Raw genomic sequence first — 17,913 nt, 5'->3', positions numbered from 1 at the left:
ATCGGTGTTGCAACCACCGGTTGAGCCCAAGAGAGGGGCCGAAATCTTCCAAGGTCCAGCGCCCGGGGGCATCCAGCCGATAGTGCGCGGGTCGACGCACCGCTTTCGGCCGGGCGGACCGAGAGCAGAATCCTGTTCGTCGTCAATCCGTGGCGGTCGGCGATTCTCCTGGTGGTCGGGGACAAGTCCGGCCAGTGGAACCGTCTGGGGTCGCGGGGACCAGGGGGCGGACCTCCTGGGCGACGAACCGGACGAAACCCTCCGGGTCGGGGTCGTCGGGGGTGGGTTGCAGCACCACCGTGTCGGCCCCGGCCGCCGCCCAACGCCGTACCTCGGCGGCGATCGTCGCCGCGTCGCCGGTGGCCGCCCGGTCGGTGGTCGAGTCGTACCCCCAGCGGGCCCGTTCCCGCTCCATCCGCGCGTCGGCGTCCGGGCCGGTCGCCGCGTGCAGGTAGACGGTGACCGGGTGCGGGTCGGTCCGCCCCACGGCGCGGCGACCCTCCTCGACCAGGGCACGGGCGGCGCGCAGCCGGTCCGGGGTGGTGCCGCCGGTGAGGATGGTCCCGTCGGCGATCTCCCCGGCCAGCCGCAGGGTGCGCGGCCCCACCGCGCCGACCCGGATCGGTACGGGTGCGGCCGGCGGCCAGTCCAGCGCCACCTCGTCGAGGCGCACGTACCGGCCGTTGCGGGTGAGCCGGCGGCCGGCGAGCAGGGCGCGCAGCGCCGTCACGTACTCCCGCAGCAGGCTGACCGGGGACTCCACCCGGGCCCCTACCTGCCCCATCCACTCCTGCACGCCGTGCCCCACCCCGACGTGCACCCGGTCGGGGAAGAGCCGGTACAGGGTCGCCGTCTCCATCGCGGTCAGCGCCACGTTGCGCAGCGGTACGGGCAGCAGGCCCACCCCCACCCGGAGCCGGTCCGACCAGGCCAGCGCCGCCGCCGCGCTGGCGATGCCGCTGGTGAGGAAGCAGTCCTCCCAGAGCCACAACTCGTCGAGGCCCGCCTCGTCGGCGGCGCGCACCACGGCACGCAGCCGTTCGGGCGGAAGTTGGGGCAGGAAGACGGCACCGAGCGTGGTCATGTCAGCAGCCTCTCTCCATCATGGACGCTGTGCAAGGAAGGGCCCCTTGTTAACGCATTCGGTAGAGGAAGGGGCCCTTCCAAACCGGGCGGGCGGGCGGTTACGCGGCGGCCAGCGGTCGCGGGGCGGGTGCGGTGGGGGCAGCAGCCGGCCGGACCGGCCCGCCGGTCGTGGAGAGGCCCAGCACGTGCTGGTACAGCTCCTCCGGGGTGAGCCGGAGGTACGCCGGTGCCCCGATCCGCCGCTCGTACCGTTCCATGGTCACCAGGAAGGCCAGCGCGTACGCCGAGCTGAGCGTGAGGAACGCGGCCGACCAGGCGGCGATGACCACGTGCTCGCCCTGCACCAGCCGGGTCACCGCGATCCCGAGGCCGCCCAGGTTGACCGCCGCGAAGGCGCGGTACGCCCAGGTCAGCCCGGCTCCGCTGGCACGCCCGGTGCGCTTGCGGCTCACCCCGAACCCACGTTCCCCACCGGCCAGGTCCCGCAGGGCGTCGATCATGGGCAGGGTGTCGGCGACGCCGAACGCCTCGCTGTGCACCAGGTGGTAGTTGCCCCGCCCGAAGAGCACGACGGTGACGATCGACAGCACCATGAAGGCCAGGAAGGCGAAGCCGTACACGGCGTACGGGCCGGAGACCGGGGCCACCCCGGTCAGGACCGCCGCGATCGGCGCGACCAGGTACGCCAGCCGGTTCAGCCCCTGGAGGTGGGTGACCAGCGCGCTGAGGTAGTTCAGCCGCTGGGACAGGGTGAGACCGCGTACCCACAGGGGCGAGTCCGGGTTGCGGAACAGCAGGCGCAGGCTCCCCGAGGCCCACCGGCGGCGGGTCCGGTAGTACTCCTCCAGGTTCTCCACCTCCAGCCCGTACGCCAGCGGGGTACGCAGGTAGACCGAGCGCCAGCCCCGGGCGTGCAGCCGCAGCGAGGTGTGGATGTCCTCGGTGGGGGTGTCCGGGGCGAAGCCGCCGGTGGTGTCGAGCGCGCTGCGCCGCAGCATCGCCGAGGTGCCGGTGTAGATCGCGCTGTTGGTGCGGTTCTTGGTTGGCTGGATGCCCCCGTAGAACATGGCCTGCTCGTGCCAGCCGGCGTCGTCGCCGCGCCGGCGGCGGAAGGTGAACGACTCGGTGTTGTAGAACGACTGCGGCGACTGCACCACCGCCACCTGCGGGTCGTCGAAGTACCCGATGGTCTGCTCGATCAGCTCCGGCAGCGGCACGTGGTCCGCGTCGAGGGTGACGACGAACTCGGCGTCGGTCGCGGTGAGCCCGGAGTTCAGGTTGCCGGCCTTGGCCCCGCCGCGCTCGGTGCGGGCCAGGTACCCCGCGCCGTACCGGTCGGCCAGCTCGCGTACCTCGTCGCGGGCCGCGTCGTCGAGGACGAGGACCCGGCGGACGCCCCGGACCCGGGTCGCCCCGATGACCGTGGGCTCCAGCACGGAGAGGGGTTCGTTGAGGGTGGGGATGAGGATGTCGACGGTCTTCGTCGTCCCGGTCACCACCCGGGGCACCGGCCGGACGGCGCGGCGCAGGCTGACCACGAAGAGGATCGAGGTGACCAGGCCGAACATCTCCGCCGCCCAGGCCAGCGGCCCGAACCAGACCCCCCAGTTGGCCACCACGGTCCGCCAGACGGCGAAGACCGCGGCCAGGGTGAGGAAGGCGACGTAGAGCACCGGGAGGTACCAGGGGTCCCGGTCGGTGGTCTGTCGGAGCCGGTAGGGGGTCATCGGGTACCTGCTTCCTGATCGACGATGGCGGGGGCGGGCGGCGGGACGGTGCCGGGCGGGGCGGCGACGAGCCGGGACAGGTCGTGGTGCAGGGCGGGCGCGGCCACCAGCACGCCGCTGCCCAGGGCGGTGACCCGGGCCCCCGCCTCGCGGGCGACGAGCGCCCCGGCGGCCCAGTCCCAGCGGGCCAACTCGTCCTCGTAGTACGCGTCGTAGCGGCCGGCGGCGACCCAGCAGAGGGTCAGCGCGGCGCTGCCGTTGCTGCGGATGTCCCGGACCGCCGGGAGCAGCCGGTACGCGGTCGCCGCCTGCCGGGCCCGGGACGCCGAGCCGTAGCCGAAGCCGGTGGCGACCAGCGCCCCGGCCAGGTCGACCGGGTCGGTGACGGCGATCGGTGCCCCGTCGAGCCGGGCCCCCTCGCCGCGCACGGCGGTGAACGTCTCGCCGCGTACCGGGTCGTGCACCACCCCGGCCACCGCCAGCCAGTGCCCGGGACCGTCCGGCCGGCCGGTCCGCCGTTCGCAGGCGACGCTGACCGCGACGTCCGGCAGGCCGTACAAGTAGTTGGTGGTGCCGTCGAGCGGGTCGACCACCCAGCGCAGGCCGCTGGTGCCGGCCCGGACGGTGCCCTCCTCGCCGAGCAGGCCGTCGTCCGGCCGTTCCGCGCCGAGCACCCGGATCACGGCGTCCTCGCTGGCCAGGTCCGCCTCGGTGACCGGGTCGGTGCCGGTGGACTTGTGCCCGAGCAGCCGGGTCCGGCCGGCCCGGCGGCGCAGCTCCGCGCCCCCGGCCTCGGCGGCCCGGACGGCGACCGCGAGCAGGTGTTGCTCCAACCCGGTTTCGGTGGTCGTGCTGGTCGCGGTCGTCGTGGGGGTCACGGCCGGCTCTCCAGCACCTGGACCGGCGTCGCGCTGACCCGCTCCGCCTCGGCGAACACCCGTTCCCGGTACGCCCCGGGCAGGCGGGCCGCCGCCGGCAGCACCGTGCAGCGGTGCACGGCGTCGTCGGCGTACGGCAGGGCCACCCCGGCGATCGGCAGCACCTCGACCGCCGCGTCCGGGCCGACCAGGGCGGACACCTCGGCCCCGGCCCACCGGCCGGTGGCGTCGACGGGTACCCCGACGACCAGGTGGTGCTCCCCGGCGGCGGTGGCCCGCAGCACCGCCAGGGAGCCGCCCGGGATGCCGGCGGCCTCCTCGACCGCCCGCCGGAACTCCGGGTACGCCTCGTTGGCCTCGAAGTCGCCGAGGGCACAGGCCAGTTCGACGTCGTGCGCCGGCCACTTGCCGAGGAAGTACCGGTAGTTGGGGGCCTCGGTGCGCCGGTTCGCCGCGACGCTGCGCAGGTGCGGCAGGTGCACGCCCCAGAAGTCCCGGCCCATCGTGATCGGCGTCCCGGTCCGGGCCACCCGGTAGGCCCACTCCAGGTCCTCCACCCCGTACCCGTGGAAGTTCGGGTCGAAGGTGAGGCCGTGCCCGGTGACCAGGGCCCGGGGCAGCGCGATCAGCGCGGTCCAGGCGAACGACCAGGGGATCACGTGCCGGGCGGCGAGCCGGGGGTCGGCCTCGACCGGGCCACCGGCGGCCAGGTCGTCGAGCACCTTCCGGTAGTACTCGTACGGCCGGACGTCGACCTCGGTCACGTCCCCGGTGTTGTTGTCGTAGTCGATCATCTGCCCGACCAGGCAGACCCGCTGCCCGGCGGCGAAGTGCCGGTCGTACAGGTCGGCCAGGCAGCGCGCGGGCAGCGCCATGTCCACGTCCATCAGCACCAGCACCTCGCCGGTGGCCGCCCGCAGCGCGAGGTTGCGGGCGTACCCGACCTGCCACGGGCGTTCGGCGAGCACCGAGACGATCCGCAGCCGGTCGGCGTACTCCCGGCACAGGGCCAGGTAGGCGTCGCTGAGTTCGAGCACGCCGAGGACGACCTCGAACTCGTCGGCGGGCAGGGTCTGGTCGGCGAGCGCGGCCAGGGCGAGCCGCAGGTTGTCCAGCCGGTCCCGGTACGGCACCACCACGCTGACCTTCGGCCCGTCCCGCCCCGGCCCGGCGGCCTCTCCCGGGTCGGAGCGCTGCGGGTCACTCATCGAGGTCCCCGGGGGCGAGCAGCACCTTGCAGCTGCTCTCGTCGGTCGGGCCGAAGCTGCGGGCGTCCAGGTCGCAGCCCAGCGCGGCGAAACCCTTCGGGTAGTCGGCCAGCGGCACCACGTGGCTGACCAGCCGCCCGGTCGGGATCCGGCCGGAGGTGACCAGGTGGAACGCCTCCACGAAGGACCCGTGCAGGGAGTCGATCGAGCCGATCACCGACAGGCTCCGGTCGGCCAGCAGCATGGTGTCGATCGAGGCGAGCTGCCGCTTCAACCCGATCGACATGTACGTCCCGCCGCAGGCCAGTTCCGGGAACAACGGCTCCAGCAGGACCGAGGTGGTGTCCACCACCACGTCCAGCGGGGCCTTCGGGTCGCCGAAGAAGTCCGTCCGGGCCGCGTCGAGCGAGGCGTACGCCCGTACCCCCTCGGGGAGCCGGTCCTGGGCGAAGGCGAGCCGGGCCGGCGAGTGCTCGACCACCACCGGGGTCAGGCCCCGCAGCGACAGCGCCCAGGCGTAGAGCAGCCCGAGCGGACCGGCCCCGAAGACGTACGTGTACGCGGCCAGCGACGGTGGCTGGATCTTCCGTACCCCGGCCAGGACGCAGCTCAGCGGCTCGGTCAGCGCCGCCGCCTTCAGCGAGACGTGGTCGGGCAGCCGGTGCACGAACGCGGAGGTGGTCCGGTACCGGCCGGCGAACGCCCCGTCGTAGCTGACCCCGCTCTCCGTGCCGTGCTTGTTGACGCAGTGGTTGATCCGCTGGGTCCGGCACATCCGGCAGCGCCCGCAGTACGGCGTCGGGTTGATCACCACCCGGTCGCCGACGGCGACCTCGGTCACCGCCGGGCCGACCTCGGCGACGATCCCGCTCGCCTCGTGGCCGAGGGTCACCCCGCTCACCGCCACCGGGTAGCTGCCGGAGACGATGCCGAGGTCGGTGCCGCAGATCCCGCAGTACCGGATGTCGACCACCACGTCGTCGTCGGCGACGGCGTGCAGGTCGGGTACGTCGCGCAGTTCGACGTCCCAGGCGGCGTGGTAGGTGAGCGCCTTCACGGCCGACCCTCCCTCTCGTAGGTGCGGAGCGCGTCGCTGAGCCGGACGAGGAGTTCCCGTACCTCGTCCGGGGTGATGATCAGCGGGGGCCGGATCTTGACGGTCTGGCCGAAGCCGTACCGGCTGCCGCGCACGATGAGGCCGTGCTCGCGGGCCACCCGGATGAAGGACTGGACGTCCAGGCTGGTCGGCAGGTCGAAGGCCTGCATGAGGCCGACCCCCCGGACGTTCGACACGTTCGTGAACCGGCGGGCCAGGTCGGTCAGGCCCTGGTGCAGCGGGCCGCCGACCGTGGCGACGTTCTCCAGGACCCGGTGGTCGCGCAGGTACCGGACGGTCTCCTCCAGCGCCACCAGGGCGAGCGGGTTCGCCCCCGAGGTGGTCGAGTGCTCCCACGGTTCGAGGACGTCGAGTTCCGGTCGCATCAGCACCCCGGCGACCGGGATGCCGACCCCGCCGGCGCCCTTGGCGAAGGTGATGATGTCCGGCCGTAGCTCCTGGGCGAACCCGGTGGAGGCGAAGAACGATCCGGTACGGCCGAAGCCGGTCTGCACCTCGTCGGCGATGATCAGGACACCGAGCTTGTCGCAGGTCTCCCGGAGCACCCGGAAGTATCCGGGCGGGGGCACGATGTTGCCGCCGTTGCCGAGCACCGGCTCGACGATCAGCGCGGCGACCTGCCCGCTGGAGGCGTACTCGACGAAGTCCTCCAGGCGGGTCGCGCAGAGCATCCCGCACCGGTCCGGGCGCTGGGAGTAGAAGCAGTTCGCGCAGTCCGGGGCGGGGATCTTGACGGAGTTGGCGAAGGGCAGCGAGAAGCTGCGGTGCCGGAAGGCGTTGCCGGAGACGCCGGTCGCGCCGACGGTCTGTCCGTGGTGGGACAGGAACAGCGAGAAGATGTCGGTCTTGCCGGTGGCCTTCTGCGCGATCCGGATCGCGCCCTCGGTGGCACCGGACCCGGTGATGTCGCGGAACCAGAACGCGCCGATGTGCGGCGGCAGGAACTCACGCATCATCTCGAATATCTCCCCGGACTTCTCCCTGGTGAAGTCCGAGGAGAGGTGCAGGCACCGGTCGAGCTGGGCGTGCAGTGCGTCGACGACCTCTTTCGCGGAATAGCCGAGAGAGAGGTTGAAGGTCCCCGACGCGCAGTCGATGTACTGCTTTCCGTGGGCGTGCAGGTAAATGCCCCGACCGGTGTACTCGCTTAATCCTGACGAAGGGGCCTCGGTCACGCTGGAAGTCAATGTACGATCCTTTCCGCGCCGTTTCTGGGCAGCGGTGAGCGGCGGGTGAGGCTGCGGGCCGCACACCGTGGTCCATCGGTTCTGAAGGCTGTGTCTGCTAGTTGACCTGCGTGGGTGTCGGGTAGGCGACGGCTGCTGGTCGGATCGTCCAGGCCGGATTGCCCGGGTCGGTCGTCGTTTCGGGTCGGTCGGCGGGCCCCTGCTCGTGGCCGTGGGGTGCAATTAACCTGCGCGTCACCGGGGCTTGTGACAAATGTGTGGAAGCGCTCCCACTGGTGACGTTTGTAAGCCTGCTCGCGGTGTGGTGCGGTGTCAAGCAGGATCGTTTCTCGATTAACGTCTATATCGTTCTGACCAGCATGGACGGCCCGGTGGCGGGCGCTGTGCGTTAGCTCACCCGGGTCGTCTGCGCGCAATTTCCACGGCGTGCCGGGCGGGCTCCGGTTTCCGGTCTGTTCGTCCACCATTTCCGATGGTCGTGACAGGTGTTATCGACAAATGACGAAGATATGTCGTGGCTGCTCAGTAACCGGGTGACCGGCCAGCGGCGTCGATGCCGGTGTTAAGACCCCCGCCGGGACGGCCGGCGGTGCGACTCGGCGTCGGCCGCGTCGGCCTCGCCCCGGAGCGGGGCCGCTGGCGGGTCGGGTGCGGGGTGGGCCACTCCGGTACCCGCCGGCCGGGCCCGCCGGGACCGGCGGGGTTACGGTCGGGGCATGGCTGAGCGCATCGCCCGCCCGCGGGTCGGACACATCCAGTTCCTCAACTGCCTGCCGATCTACTGGGGGCTCATGCGGTCCGGTGCGCTGCTCGACGTCGACCTGCACAAGGACTCCCCGGACCGGCTCAGTGCCGCGCTCGTCGCCGGGGACCTGGACATCGGGCCGATCTCCCACGTCGAGTACCTACGGCACGCCGACGACCTGCTGCTCCTGCCGGACCTCGCGGTCGGCAGCGACGGCCCGGTGCTCTCGGTGAACGTCGTCTCCACCCGACCGCTGGCCGACCTCGACAACGGCAAGGTCGCGCTCGGCTCCACCTCCCGCACCGGGGTCCTGCTGGCCCAGTTGCTGCTCGGCGAGCGGTACGGGGTGCGCCCGGAGTACTTCCGCTGCCCGCCGGACCTGACCCAGATGCTGCTGGAGGCCGACGCCGGGGTGCTGATCGGGGACGTGGCGCTGCGGGCGCTCTACGAGGCGCCCCGGCGCGGGCTGGAGGTCACCGACCTGGGGCAGGCCTGGCGGGAGTGGACCGGCCTGCCGATGGTCTTCGCCGTCTGGGCGGTCCGCCGGGAGTTCGCCGCCGCCCACCCGGGCCTGGTCAAGGAGGTGCACGAGGCGTTCCTGCGCTCCCGGGACCTCTGCCTGGCCGAACTGGACCAGGTCGCCGAGGCCGCCGCCCGCTGGGAGCCGTTCGACGCGGCGACGCTGGCGTCGTACTTCCGGGTGCTGGACTTCTCCCTCGGCGACCGGCAGGTGGCCGGGCTGCGCGAGTTCGCCGGCCGGGCGGCGGCGCTGGGTGCCGCCCCGCCGCTGCCCCCCGGCGGCCCGGCCTTCTTCACCGGCTGATCCGCGCCGAACGCTGCTGCGCCCGCCGCTGCCGTTGCCGCTGCTGCCGCCTGCTGCTGCTCCCGCCGCCGCCTCACGGTGTGAGAAGGGTTCCCTTCTCTACCGTAGGCGTTAACAAGGGGCCCTTCCTTACGTGCGGAGCAGGGCTTCGGTGATCTTCTGGCAGCTGTCCATGCCGTACTCGTAGCCCCGGTTGATCGGGTACCGGACCATCACGCCCATCGTCCAGTCGTCGGCGACGGCGAGGCAGTTGACGTGGATCTCCTGCTCCTGGGTACGGTCGACCCAGCCGTTCTTGATCGCGATCTGCTTGCGCTCGCTGGTCGGGAACGCCTTGCGGATGCCGAAGTCGCCGACCCCCCGGACCAGGCGCATCTCCTTGAGCAGCCAGTCGGTCCACTCCGGCCCGGCGGCGTCACCGTCGGCGATGCACTTGCCCAGCCGGGTGGTGTCCCGGGTGGAGAGGTTGGTCCGGCTCCAGCCCCGGTCGGCGGCGGGGCTGCTGTCGGTCATGTCGCAGATGGAGACCATCCGCTTGATCGAGGCGGAGCGACCGACCTCGGTGTAGAGCCGCTCGGTCCGGGTGTTGTCGCTGTCCCGGATGATCAGCGTGAGGTCGGCGAGCTTGGCGTCGGTGGGGGTCCGGCCGGCGTCGTCGGTGCGCCGCAGGTAGTCGGCCACGATCCAGGCCTTGATCAGCGACGCGGTGGTGCTGGTCTCGGACATGTTCTCGGAGCCGGTGATCTTGCCGGTCCGGGTGTCCATGACGCTCCAGCTCCACCAACCGTCCAGGTCGAGGTCGAAGTCGGTGGTGCTGAGGTCGAACGGCAGCGGCTCCAAGGTGGGGCTGGGCTTCGGCGTGGGGCGCGTGCTGCGGGTGGTGGGGGCCTCGTCGGCGCGGGTGGCGCTCTCGGGGCTGTCGCCCCAGCGGGCGACGGCGTTGGAGGCCAGCGGGGAGCCCGGCAGCAGCCGCAGGGAGACCAGGACCAGGCCGAGCAGCACGGCGGCGATGGCGAAGAGTTGCAGCGGCGAGGTGCCGCTGTCGCGGCGGCGGGGGCGCCGGTCGCCGGCCATCAGAGCTTGCCCACCGGCTGCTGCGGGATCTTGAGCGCGGCGCCGGGCTGCGGGGTGACCAGTTGGGTGGCGACGCTGGCGCAGACGTCGGCGCCGTAGTCCAGCCCTCGTGACTGGGGGTAGCGCAGCAGCACGGCGAGACTCCACTTCTCGGTGACGGCAAGACAGTTCACGTGCCAGTTGCCGTCGTAGTTCAACGGGGTCCAGCCGTTCTTGATGCTGACCCTGCCCTGCTCGACGATCGACTCGGGCAGACCGTCGATGATCCCCCAGCGCCCGCCGCCCTCCCGGGCCTTCTGGTCCGCAGGGTCGGTGCTGCCCCGGACCTTGCTCATCTCGTCGAGCAGGAACTCGGTGTGCTCCGGCCCGGCGGCGGTGCCGTCGGCGAGGCAGTCGCCGAGGCGGACCGCGTCCCGGGCGGACATCTCGGTGAAGCTCCACCAGCCGACGTAGCCCGGAACCCGGCCGGGGCGGGTGTCGGTCAGGTCGCAGGTCTGGACCATCCGGCGGACCGAGGCCTGCCCCCCGATCGCGGAGTACAGCATGTTGGTGGCGTCGTCGTTGCTGTCCCGGATGGCCTTGACGATGGCCTGCCGGAATCTCCCCGGAATCGGCTTGTCCCCGAGTTCCCGGAGGTAGTCGGCGGCGAACCAGGTCTTGATCATCGACTCGGTGGAGTTGGGCTTCGCCATGTTCTTCGCCCCGGCGATCTCCCCGGTGGCCCGGTCCAGCAGGGCCCAGGAAAAGAACTCCCCCTTGAAGTCCACCGACACCGGCCCGGCCGCGAGGGTCGGCGGGGGTGGGGCGGTCGGCTCCGGCGGAGTCCACGCCACGTCACCGTCGCCGGGGCTGCCGGCGGTGTCGCCGGTGAGGCGGGCGTACGCGGTCGGCACCACCAGGACGCCGCCGAGCAGGGCGAACACGACGGCGAGCACCATGATCACGCGAGATCGCATGAGTGGGTGAACTCCCTGTGGTCAGGGCCGGGGGAGACCGGACGGGCTTGCCGAACGGCAGGTCGCGCCTCCTGGCCGGGGGATGGCCTGGGTCGTGCCGACGGTTGTCGTCAGCCGCTCGGTGTGACCGGCAAAGCTTACGTCCGGACCGGTCCGGCGACAGTGCCCGGCGGTCGGCGACGCGCCCGAAGCTCGGGAGATCGGACCGGTTTGCGGCGCTTGCGCGGATTCACCTTCGTTCCGTGACCTACTTCATAGGTTTGCGCCGCCGTCGCGTGCTGCGTCGGGTCGATCTGAGACGGAAAGGCTCCTCGGAATTCTGTTACACCCTCTGGTGCTCCGAGTTGCGAGCTGTAACACTTGTCGGCATGTATGGCAACGACTTCGGTCCGGCGGACGCGCCCGGCGGTGGCCTGCTCGGTGAGGTCGAGGCGGCGGAGGAGGCCCTGCGTCGGGCCGCCACGCGCGACCGGCGGGGTGTCGTCGCGGAGTCCGCCGAGGACCTCCCGGCGTACTTCGCCGGGGTCATCGAGGCCGACCAGAAGATCGAGCCACGTGACTGGATGCCGGAGGCGTACCGCCGGACGCTGATCCGGCAGATCGCCCAGCACGCCCATTCCGAGATCATCGGGATGCAGCCGGAGGGGAACTGGATCAGCCGCGCCCCCTCGCTCAAGCGCAAGGCGATCCTGCTCGCCAAGGTCCAGGACGAGGCCGGCCACGGCCTCTACCTGTACGCGGCGGCGGAGACCCTCGGGGTGACCCGGGAGGAACTGGTCGACATGCTCCTCGCCGGCCGGCAGAAGTACAGCTCGATCTTCAACTACCCCACCCTGACCTGGGCCGACGTCGGCGCGATCGGCTGGCTGGTGGACGGGGCCGCGATCGTCAACCAGGTGCCGCTGTGCCGCTGCTCCTACGGGCCGTACGCGCGGGCGATGATCCGGGTCTGCAAGGAGGAGTCGTTCCACCAGCGGCAGGGGTACGAGATCCTGCACACGCTGGCGCACGGCACCGAGGCGCAGCGGGCGATGGCCCAGGACGCGGTGGACCGCTGGTGGTACCCGTCGCTGGCGATGTTCGGCCCGCCGGACTCCGACTCCACCCACTCCGAGCAGTCCATGGCCTGGAAGATCAAGCGGTTCTCCAACGACGAGCTGCGGCAGCGGTTCGTGGACATGTGCGTCCAGCAGGCGGAGATCCTGGGGGTCCGGCTCCCCGATCCCGACCTGCGCTGGAACGACGAGCGCCAGGCGTACGACTACACCCAGCCCGACTACGACGAGCTGATGCGGGTGATCAAGGGCAACGGGCCGTGCAACCGGCAGCGGATCGAGCACCGGCGGCGGGCCCACGCCGACGGTGCCTGGGTCCGCGAGGCCGCCGCGGCGTACGCCGCCAAGCGCGCCGAGGAGCAGGAGAAGGTGGCGGCATGAGCGAGCGCAGCGAGCGAATCGTGGTGGTCGGTCCTCGTGCCGACGGCGAGCGCAGCGAGGTGACGGCATGAGCGAGCGCACGGATCTCTCCCCGTTGTGGGAGGTCTTCGTCCGGGCCCGGCGCGGGCTGTCCCACAACCACGTCGGCAGCCTGCACGCCCCCGACGCCGAGCTGGCCCTGCGCAACGCCCGGGACCTCTACACCCGCCGCCAGGAGGGGGTGTCGATCTGGGTGGTGCCGGCCGGGGCGATCACCGCCTCCAGCCCGGACGAGAAGGACGCCTTCTTCGACCCGGCGGCCGACAAGGTGTACCGGCACCCGACCTTCTACGAGGTGCCGGACGGGGTGGCCCACCTGTGAGCGACCTGTTCGAGTTCGTCCTGCGGCTCGGTGACGACGCGCTGGTCGCCGCGCAGCGGCTGGCCGAGTGGACGTCCCGCGCGCCGGAGATGGAGGAGGACGTCGCGCTGGCCAACATCGCGCTGGACCAGCTCGGCGCGGCCCGCCTGCTGCTGTCGTACGCGGGTGAGCTGGAGGGCGCCGGCCGGGACGAGGACGCCCTGGCGTACCTGCGGGGTGACCGCGAGTTCCGCAACTGTCTCCTGGTCGAGCTGCCCAACGGCGACTTCGCCGTCACCATGGCGAAGCTGTTCCTCCTCGCCGCGTACCAGCGCATCCGGTACGACCGGCTGGTCACCTCCACCGACGAGCGGCTCGCCGCCATCGCGGCCAAGGCCCGCAAGGAGTCGGCGTACCACGTCGACCACGCCGCGCTCTGGGTGCGGCGGCTCGGCGACGGCACCGAGGAGTCGCACCGCCGGATGCAGGCGGCGGTGGACGAGGTGTGGCCGTACACCCACGAGCTGTTCACCACCGACGAGTCGGCTGCCCGGCTGGCCGAGCAGGGGGTCGCGGCGGCCCCGTCGACGCTGCGGGACGAGTGGCTGGGCGCGGTCGAGCCGGTGCTGGCGACGGCGACGCTGACCCGCCCGGCGGACGGCTGGGCCCCGGGCGGCGGGCGTGAGGGCGTGCACACCGAACACCTGTCGTACCTGCTCGCCGAGATGCAGGTGCTGCACCGGGCCCACCCGGGCGCCCGATGGTAGACCTGCGGGCGGCCGTGGCGGCGGTGGTGGACCCGGAGATCCGGGTGGTCACCATCGACGACCTCGGCATCCTGCGCTCGGTGGAGCAGGACCCGGCCACCGGCCGGGTCACCGTGACGATCACGCCGACCTACACCGGCTGCCCGGCGATGGACGTGATCCGGGCCGACATCCGGCACGCGCTCACCGCCGCCGGGCACCCGGACGTCGAGGTGCGGACGGTGCACAGCCCGGCCTGGAGCACCGACTGGATCTCCGACGCCGGCCGGGCCAAGCTCGCCGCCGCCGGGATCGCCCCACCCCCGCCGGCCGGCGGGACCGGGCGCGCGGTGGTGCCGCTGACCCTCGCGGTCCGCTGCCCGCACTGCGGCGCGCCGGAGACCGAGCAGGTCAGCCGGTTCGGCTCCACCGCCTGCAAGGCGTTGTGGCGGTGCCGCTCCTGCCGGGAACCCTTCGACCATGTGAAGGCGCTGTGACTGTCACCATCACCCGCCCGGTCCGCCGCCGGCCGGTCTTCCACCCGCTCCCCGTGGCCGCCGTCGACCGGCTCACCGCCGACGCCGTGGCGGTCACTTTCGCCGTACCCGAGGAACTGCGGGCCGTCTTCGCCTTCGCCGCCGGTCAGCACCTGACCGTGCGGCGTCCCGCCGGGGCCGGCGACGCGGCCGGCGGGGACGTGCGCCGGGCGTACTCGATCTGTTCCACGCCGGAGGAGTTGGCCCGGCACGGCCGGTTGCGGATCGGGGTGCGGGAGGTGCCCGGCGGGGCGTTCTCCGCCTACGCCTGCGGGGTGCTGCGCAGCGGCGACACCGTCGAGGTGTTGCCCCCGCTGGGGCACTTCACCACGGCGTTCGCCCCGGACCGGGTGCGCCGCTACGGCGCGGTGGTCGCCGGTTCCGGGATCACGCCGGTGCTCGCGCTGGTCGCCACCGCCCTGGCCGTCGAGCCGGCCAGCACCTTCACCCTGGTGTACGGCAACCGCACGGCGAACACCGTGATGTTCGCCGAGGAGTTGGCCGACCTGAAGGACCGGTACCCGACCCGGCTGCACCTGGTGCACGTGCTGTCCCGGGAGCCGGGGGAGTCGCCGCTGCTGTCCGGGCGCGTCGACGCCGACCGGCTGACCCGGCTGCTGGACACCCTCGTCCCCGCCGCCGAGATCGCCGAGTGGTTCCTCTGCGGCCCGTACGGGCTGGTGGTGGACGCGAAGGCGGTGCTGGCCGCGCGCGGGGTGCCCGAGTCGGCGGTGCACAGCGAGCTGTTCTTCGTCGACGCCCCGCCGGAGCCGGTCCGCCGCCCCGCCGACGAGCCGGGCACCGGTGCCGAGGTGACGATCGTGCTGGACGGGCGTTCGTCCACGTTCACCATGGGCCGCGACGAGCGGGTGCTGGACGCGGCGCTGAAGGTCCGTGGCGAACTGCCGTACGCCTGCAAGGGCGGGGTCTGCTCGACCTGCCGGGCGAAGGTCGTCGACGGGGCGGTGACGATGGCCCGCAACTACGCCCTGGAGCCCGACGAGGTGGCCGCCGGGTACGTGCTGACCTGCCAGTCCACCCCCACCACCGACACCCTCACCGTCGACTACGACGCCTGACCCCGGCCTGCGGCGCTGCCCTGTCGACGGACCGCGTGTTGGTGGGTGAGCCGCGCTCGCGCTTCATGGCTGGGTGATACGGCGTACGCCCTGTCGAACTGCCCTCACAGACGGGGCACGCGGGCGGGTGCCACCGCCGGGGCGGTCCTACGGATGGGGCAGCTCGACAGGACGTGAACAGGTGTCCGGCGAGCAGCCGCGACCGTTCGACGGGCTCGGCCACCCGCGCCGCCGACCTGGGTCACAGCCGGCAGCGCCCGCTACGGCGGGGGCGGGCCGTCGGCGTAGGCTCGGAGGCGTGACGAGGAGCCGGGAGATCGACGACATCCTGCAGCGCGGCGCGGACGGTGGGCGGATCACGCCCGAGGAGGCGCTGCTGCTCTACACCGAGGCGCCCTTCCACGCCCTCGGGGAGGCGGCGGACGCGGTCCGGCGGCGGCGGTACCCGGACAACGTCGTCACGTACCTGATCGATCGCAACATCAACTACACCAACGTCTGCGTGACGGCGTGCAAGTTCTGTGCCTTCTACCGGGCGCCGAAGCACAAGGACGGGTGGACCCACTCCACCGAGGAGATCCTGCGCCGCTGCGGCGAGGCGGTCGAGCTGGGCGCCACGCAGGTGATGCTCCAGGGCGGGCACCACCCGGACTACGGCGTGGAGTACTACGAGGGCCTCTTCTCCTCGGTCAAGCAGGCGTACCCGCAGCTCGCCATCCACTCGATCGGGCCGAGCGAGATCCTGCACATGGCCAAGGTCTCCGGCGTGAGCCTGGACGAGGCGATCGCCCGGATCAAGACGGCCGGGCTGGACTCGATCGCCGGGGCCGGCGCGGAGATGCTCCCCGAGCGGCCCCGCAGGGCGATCGCCCCGCTCAAGGAGTCCGGTGAGCGCTGGCTGGAGGTCATGGAGCTGGCGCACCGGCAGGGCCTGGAGTCGACCGCGACGATGATGATGGGCACCGGCGAGACCAACGCCGAGCGGATCGAGCACCTGCGGATGATCCGCGACGTGCAGGACCGGACGGGCGGGTTCCGGGCGTTCATCCCGTGGACGTACCAGCCGGAGAACAACCACCTGAAGGGCCGTACCCAGGCGACCACCCTGGAGTACCTGCGGCTGGTCGCGGTGGCCCGGCTCTTCTTCGAGACCGTGCCGCACCTGCAGGCGTCCTGGCTCACCACCGGCAAGGACGTCGGGCAGCTCAGCCTGCACATGGGGGTCGACGACCTCGGGTCGATCATGCTGGAGGAGAACGTCATCTCCTCGGCCGGTGCCCGGCACCGGTCGAACCTGCACGAGCTGATCTCCATGATCCGCACCGCCGACCGGATTCCGGCCCAGCGGGACACTCTCTACCGCCGGCTGGCCGTGCACCACACCCCCGCCGACGACCCGGTCGACGAGCGGGTGGTGTCGCACTTCTCCTCGATCGCCCTGCCCGGCGGTGGGGCCGGCAGGTCGCTCCCGCTGGCCCCGGTGAACTGACCACCCGGATGATCATGCGTACCGGCAGGGTTGGCCGGTCGAAGATAGCTTTCCTGCTGACCGTTCGGGGGACCGGCCACCCCGGCGGTCGGCAGCATCTCCGTCAATACCGGACAATCCTTAAGTGATCCTTAAGCGGGCAGGTGGTGAACCCCGGCCGAGCGGGGTGGCGAAGGTGATCGTCGGCCGCTAGCGTGCCGCGCATACCTTTCTTTCCACCCCCCGGGGGAACTTCTTCATGATCTTCCGTAACCGCCCGCTGGCGCGGCTCGGCGCTGCCGTGCTGCTCGCCTCCGGCACGTTCACCGCGCTCGGCGCGCCGGCCTACGCCTCCGGCAGCGAGACGGACCTCTCCATCGAGCTGGTCGGTACCCGGGTCGCCGCGAACACCCAGGGCAAGGTCGCGTTCGCCAAGATCACCAACCTGGGCACGAACACCCCCAGTTCGGCCTCGGTGACCACCGACGTGACGAAGGTGGACTTCAACCGGGTCCTCGCGCTCCCGTTCCTGGACGAGTGCGAGCTGGAGGGCGACCTCGACAAGCCGACCCTGTGGACCTGTGACGTCCCGCGCGAGGAGCTGCCCGGCCCCGGGGAGACCCTGGAGGTCCCGCTCGCGCTGTTCACGTTCGAGGAGCTGGAGGGAACCTACTCGGCGCCCATCTCGGTGACCGTCTCCTCGCCGGACGACACCAACAAGGAGAACAACCGCGCCTCCGCCACCATCGAGCTGACCGACCAGAACGGGCCGGACCTGACCGTGCTCGCCGCCGACGTCAAGCAGGCGGTCACGGTCGAGGGTGGCGAGATCCGGGTGGTCGGCGACCTGCACGCCGGGGAGACCGGCCTGCTGGAGTATGTCACCGTCAACCAGGGTGACCGCACCGCCGGCGGGATCACCGTCTCGGTCAAGCTGCCCAAGGGCGTGACCTTCGCCGAGACCGAGGAGGCCTGCGAGTACGGTGCGGACCGGTCCTCGGCCGTCTGCACCTACGACAACCTCCCCCTGGTCCCGCTGGAGCAGGACGAGGACGAGGACGACAAGGTCTACTCCGGGTACGAGTTCTTCCACCTGCTCAGCGTCGGCGAGGACGTGAAGGCCGGCAGCCTGACCGGTGGCACGGTGACCGTCGAGCCGATCGCCGGCAAGCCGGTGCCGCTGCGCGCCGCAGCGAAGGCGGTGCCGAAGAACGCCGTCGGCATCAACGCCGAGGACGTCGATCCGAGCGACAACACCGATGGTTACGCTGTCATCGTCGCCGCCCGTGGTGGCAGTGGTGGTGGCGGTGAGGAGCCGGGTCTGCCGGTGACCGGCCCGCAGGCCGGCCTGATCGGCGGCATCGGCGGGGCGGTCCTGCTCGCCGGTGGGGCGATGTTCCTGGTCGCCCGGCGTCGTCGGGTGGTCATGGTGGCCCCCGCCGACGAGAAGTCCAGCAACTGAGGTTCGTCCTCCATCGGCCCGCGCGGGCCGTTCACATAACGCACC

16 protein-coding genes are annotated in these 17,913 nt (G+C 72.0%); 8 read left to right on the top strand and 8 right to left on the bottom strand.

The genetic code is table 11. The annotated features are described in order from the left end of the window. Nucleotides 1-142: 142 nt before the first annotated feature. From AWW66_RS07540 to AWW66_RS07515, 6 genes are all read right to left on the bottom strand, one after another. Nucleotides 143-1,084 (bottom strand): LLM class flavin-dependent oxidoreductase, encoded by a 942-nt coding sequence (locus AWW66_RS07540; RefSeq protein WP_083978304.1) that lies wholly within the window; start codon nucleotides 1,082-1,084, stop codon nucleotides 143-145. 100 nt (nucleotides 1,085-1,184) lie between these two features. Further along, a complete protein-coding gene (locus AWW66_RS07535; protein WP_067361754.1) occupies nucleotides 1,185-2,813 on the bottom strand; it encodes a glycosyltransferase in 1,629 nt (542 codons plus the stop codon). After that, the gene (locus AWW66_RS07530) at nucleotides 2,810-3,691 is read right to left on the bottom strand and encodes an inositol monophosphatase family protein (protein WP_211271859.1); all 882 of its coding nucleotides are present in this window, start codon (nucleotides 3,689-3,691) and stop codon (nucleotides 2,810-2,812) included. The genes AWW66_RS07535 and AWW66_RS07530 overlap by 4 nt, the downstream gene beginning before the upstream one ends. Then, the gene (locus AWW66_RS07525; protein ID WP_067361751.1) at nucleotides 3,688-4,899 is read right to left on the bottom strand and encodes a glycosyltransferase family 2 protein; all 1,212 of its coding nucleotides are present in this window, start codon (nucleotides 4,897-4,899) and stop codon (nucleotides 3,688-3,690) included. Before AWW66_RS07525 ends, AWW66_RS07530 begins: the two co-directional genes overlap by 4 nt. Further along, nucleotides 4,892-5,956: a zinc-dependent alcohol dehydrogenase gene (locus tag AWW66_RS07520; protein WP_067361748.1), complete on the bottom strand. Its 1,065-nt coding sequence runs from the start codon at nucleotides 5,954-5,956 to the stop codon at nucleotides 4,892-4,894. The genes AWW66_RS07525 and AWW66_RS07520 overlap by 8 nt, the downstream gene beginning before the upstream one ends. After that, nucleotides 5,953-7,191, bottom strand: a complete 1,239-nt coding sequence (locus tag AWW66_RS07515) for an aspartate aminotransferase family protein (RefSeq protein ID WP_067361745.1) — start codon at nucleotides 7,189-7,191, stop codon at nucleotides 5,953-5,955. Before AWW66_RS07515 ends, AWW66_RS07520 begins: the two co-directional genes overlap by 4 nt. 728 nt (nucleotides 7,192-7,919) lie before the next feature. On the opposite strand from AWW66_RS07515, the gene AWW66_RS07510 reads away from it, so the two are divergent. Beyond that, the gene (locus AWW66_RS07510; protein WP_067361741.1) at nucleotides 7,920-8,771 is read left to right on the top strand and encodes a menaquinone biosynthetic enzyme MqnA/MqnD family protein; all 852 of its coding nucleotides are present in this window, start codon (nucleotides 7,920-7,922) and stop codon (nucleotides 8,769-8,771) included. A gap of 129 nt (nucleotides 8,772-8,900) precedes the next feature. On the opposite strand, the gene AWW66_RS07505 is transcribed toward AWW66_RS07510, so the two are convergent. Continuing rightward, a complete protein-coding gene (locus AWW66_RS07505) occupies nucleotides 8,901-9,845 on the bottom strand; it encodes a serine hydrolase (protein ID WP_067361738.1) in 945 nt (314 codons plus the stop codon). After that, nucleotides 9,845-10,801, bottom strand: coding sequence for a serine hydrolase (locus tag AWW66_RS07500; RefSeq protein ID WP_067361735.1), 957 nt, complete (start codon nucleotides 10,799-10,801; stop codon nucleotides 9,845-9,847). The genes AWW66_RS07505 and AWW66_RS07500 overlap by 1 nt, the downstream gene beginning before the upstream one ends. A gap of 368 nt (nucleotides 10,802-11,169) precedes the next feature. Between AWW66_RS07500 and paaA the strand changes: the two genes are divergently transcribed. The 7 genes from paaA to AWW66_RS07465 all read left to right on the top strand — a co-directional run bounded on the left by paaA (nucleotide 11,170) and on the right by AWW66_RS07465 (nucleotide 17,868). Further along, nucleotides 11,170-12,237 (top strand): 1,2-phenylacetyl-CoA epoxidase subunit PaaA, encoded by a 1,068-nt coding sequence (gene paaA, locus AWW66_RS07495; RefSeq protein ID WP_067361732.1) that lies wholly within the window; start codon nucleotides 11,170-11,172, stop codon nucleotides 12,235-12,237. A gap of 67 nt (nucleotides 12,238-12,304) precedes the next feature. Continuing rightward, complete coding sequence (gene paaB / locus AWW66_RS07490) at nucleotides 12,305-12,598, top strand: 1,2-phenylacetyl-CoA epoxidase subunit PaaB (protein ID WP_067361729.1); 294 nt, start codon at nucleotides 12,305-12,307, stop codon at nucleotides 12,596-12,598. Further along, complete coding sequence (gene paaC / locus AWW66_RS07485; RefSeq protein ID WP_067361726.1) at nucleotides 12,595-13,344, top strand: 1,2-phenylacetyl-CoA epoxidase subunit PaaC; 750 nt, start codon at nucleotides 12,595-12,597, stop codon at nucleotides 13,342-13,344. The genes paaB and paaC overlap by 4 nt, the downstream gene beginning before the upstream one ends. Continuing rightward, the gene (paaD, locus tag AWW66_RS07480) at nucleotides 13,338-13,820 is read left to right on the top strand and encodes a 1,2-phenylacetyl-CoA epoxidase subunit PaaD (RefSeq protein ID WP_067361723.1); all 483 of its coding nucleotides are present in this window, start codon (nucleotides 13,338-13,340) and stop codon (nucleotides 13,818-13,820) included. Before paaC ends, paaD begins: the two co-directional genes overlap by 7 nt. Next, nucleotides 13,817-14,938 carry a 1,2-phenylacetyl-CoA epoxidase subunit PaaE gene (gene paaE / locus AWW66_RS07475; RefSeq protein WP_067361720.1) on the top strand — a complete coding sequence of 374 codons (1,122 nt, stop codon included), beginning with the start codon at nucleotides 13,817-13,819 and terminating at the stop codon, nucleotides 14,936-14,938. The genes paaD and paaE overlap by 4 nt, the downstream gene beginning before the upstream one ends. 298 nt (nucleotides 14,939-15,236) lie before the next feature. Next, nucleotides 15,237-16,427 (top strand): cyclic dehypoxanthinyl futalosine synthase, encoded by a 1,191-nt coding sequence (gene mqnC / locus AWW66_RS07470; RefSeq protein ID WP_067361716.1) that lies wholly within the window; start codon nucleotides 15,237-15,239, stop codon nucleotides 16,425-16,427. Between the two features lie 238 nt (nucleotides 16,428-16,665). Next, nucleotides 16,666-17,868: an LPXTG cell wall anchor domain-containing protein gene (locus tag AWW66_RS07465; RefSeq protein ID WP_067361713.1), complete on the top strand. Its 1,203-nt coding sequence runs from the start codon at nucleotides 16,666-16,668 to the stop codon at nucleotides 17,866-17,868. Nucleotides 17,869-17,913: the final 45 nt, after the last annotated feature.

Origin of the sequence: Micromonospora rosaria (genome assembly GCF_001567585.1) — a bacterium.
GTDB lineage: Bacteria > Actinomycetota > Actinomycetes > Mycobacteriales > Micromonosporaceae > Micromonospora > Micromonospora rosaria.
Note: the sequence above shows the minus strand (reverse complement) of the source record. Positions and strands in the feature narration are given on the sequence as shown.

What these genes read in the sequence shown, in the direction of transcription:
- AWW66_RS07540 (WP_083978304.1), bottom strand. Translation starts at nt 1,084, where the DNA reads ATGACCACGCTCGGTGCCGTCTTCCTGCCCCAACTTCCGCCCGAACGG.
- AWW66_RS07535 (WP_067361754.1), bottom strand. Translation starts at nt 2,813, where the DNA reads ATGACCCCCTACCGGCTCCGACAGACCACCGACCGGGACCCCTGGTAC.
- AWW66_RS07525 (WP_067361751.1), bottom strand. Translation starts at nt 4,899, where the DNA reads ATGAGTGACCCGCAGCGCTCCGACCCGGGAGAGGCCGCCGGGCCGGGG.
- AWW66_RS07510 (WP_067361741.1), top strand. Translation starts at nt 7,920, where the DNA reads ATGGCTGAGCGCATCGCCCGCCCGCGGGTCGGACACATCCAGTTCCTC.
- AWW66_RS07505 (WP_067361738.1), bottom strand. Translation starts at nt 9,845, where the DNA reads ATGGCCGGCGACCGGCGCCCCCGCCGCCGCGACAGCGGCACCTCGCCG.
- AWW66_RS07500 (WP_067361735.1), bottom strand. Translation starts at nt 10,801, where the DNA reads ATGCGATCTCGCGTGATCATGGTGCTCGCCGTCGTGTTCGCCCTGCTC.
- paaA (WP_067361732.1), top strand. Translation starts at nt 11,170, where the DNA reads ATGTATGGCAACGACTTCGGTCCGGCGGACGCGCCCGGCGGTGGCCTG.
- paaB (WP_067361729.1), top strand. Translation starts at nt 12,305, where the DNA reads ATGAGCGAGCGCACGGATCTCTCCCCGTTGTGGGAGGTCTTCGTCCGG.
- paaD (WP_067361723.1), top strand. Translation starts at nt 13,338, where the DNA reads ATGGTAGACCTGCGGGCGGCCGTGGCGGCGGTGGTGGACCCGGAGATC.
- AWW66_RS07465 (WP_067361713.1), top strand. Translation starts at nt 16,666, where the DNA reads ATGATCTTCCGTAACCGCCCGCTGGCGCGGCTCGGCGCTGCCGTGCTG.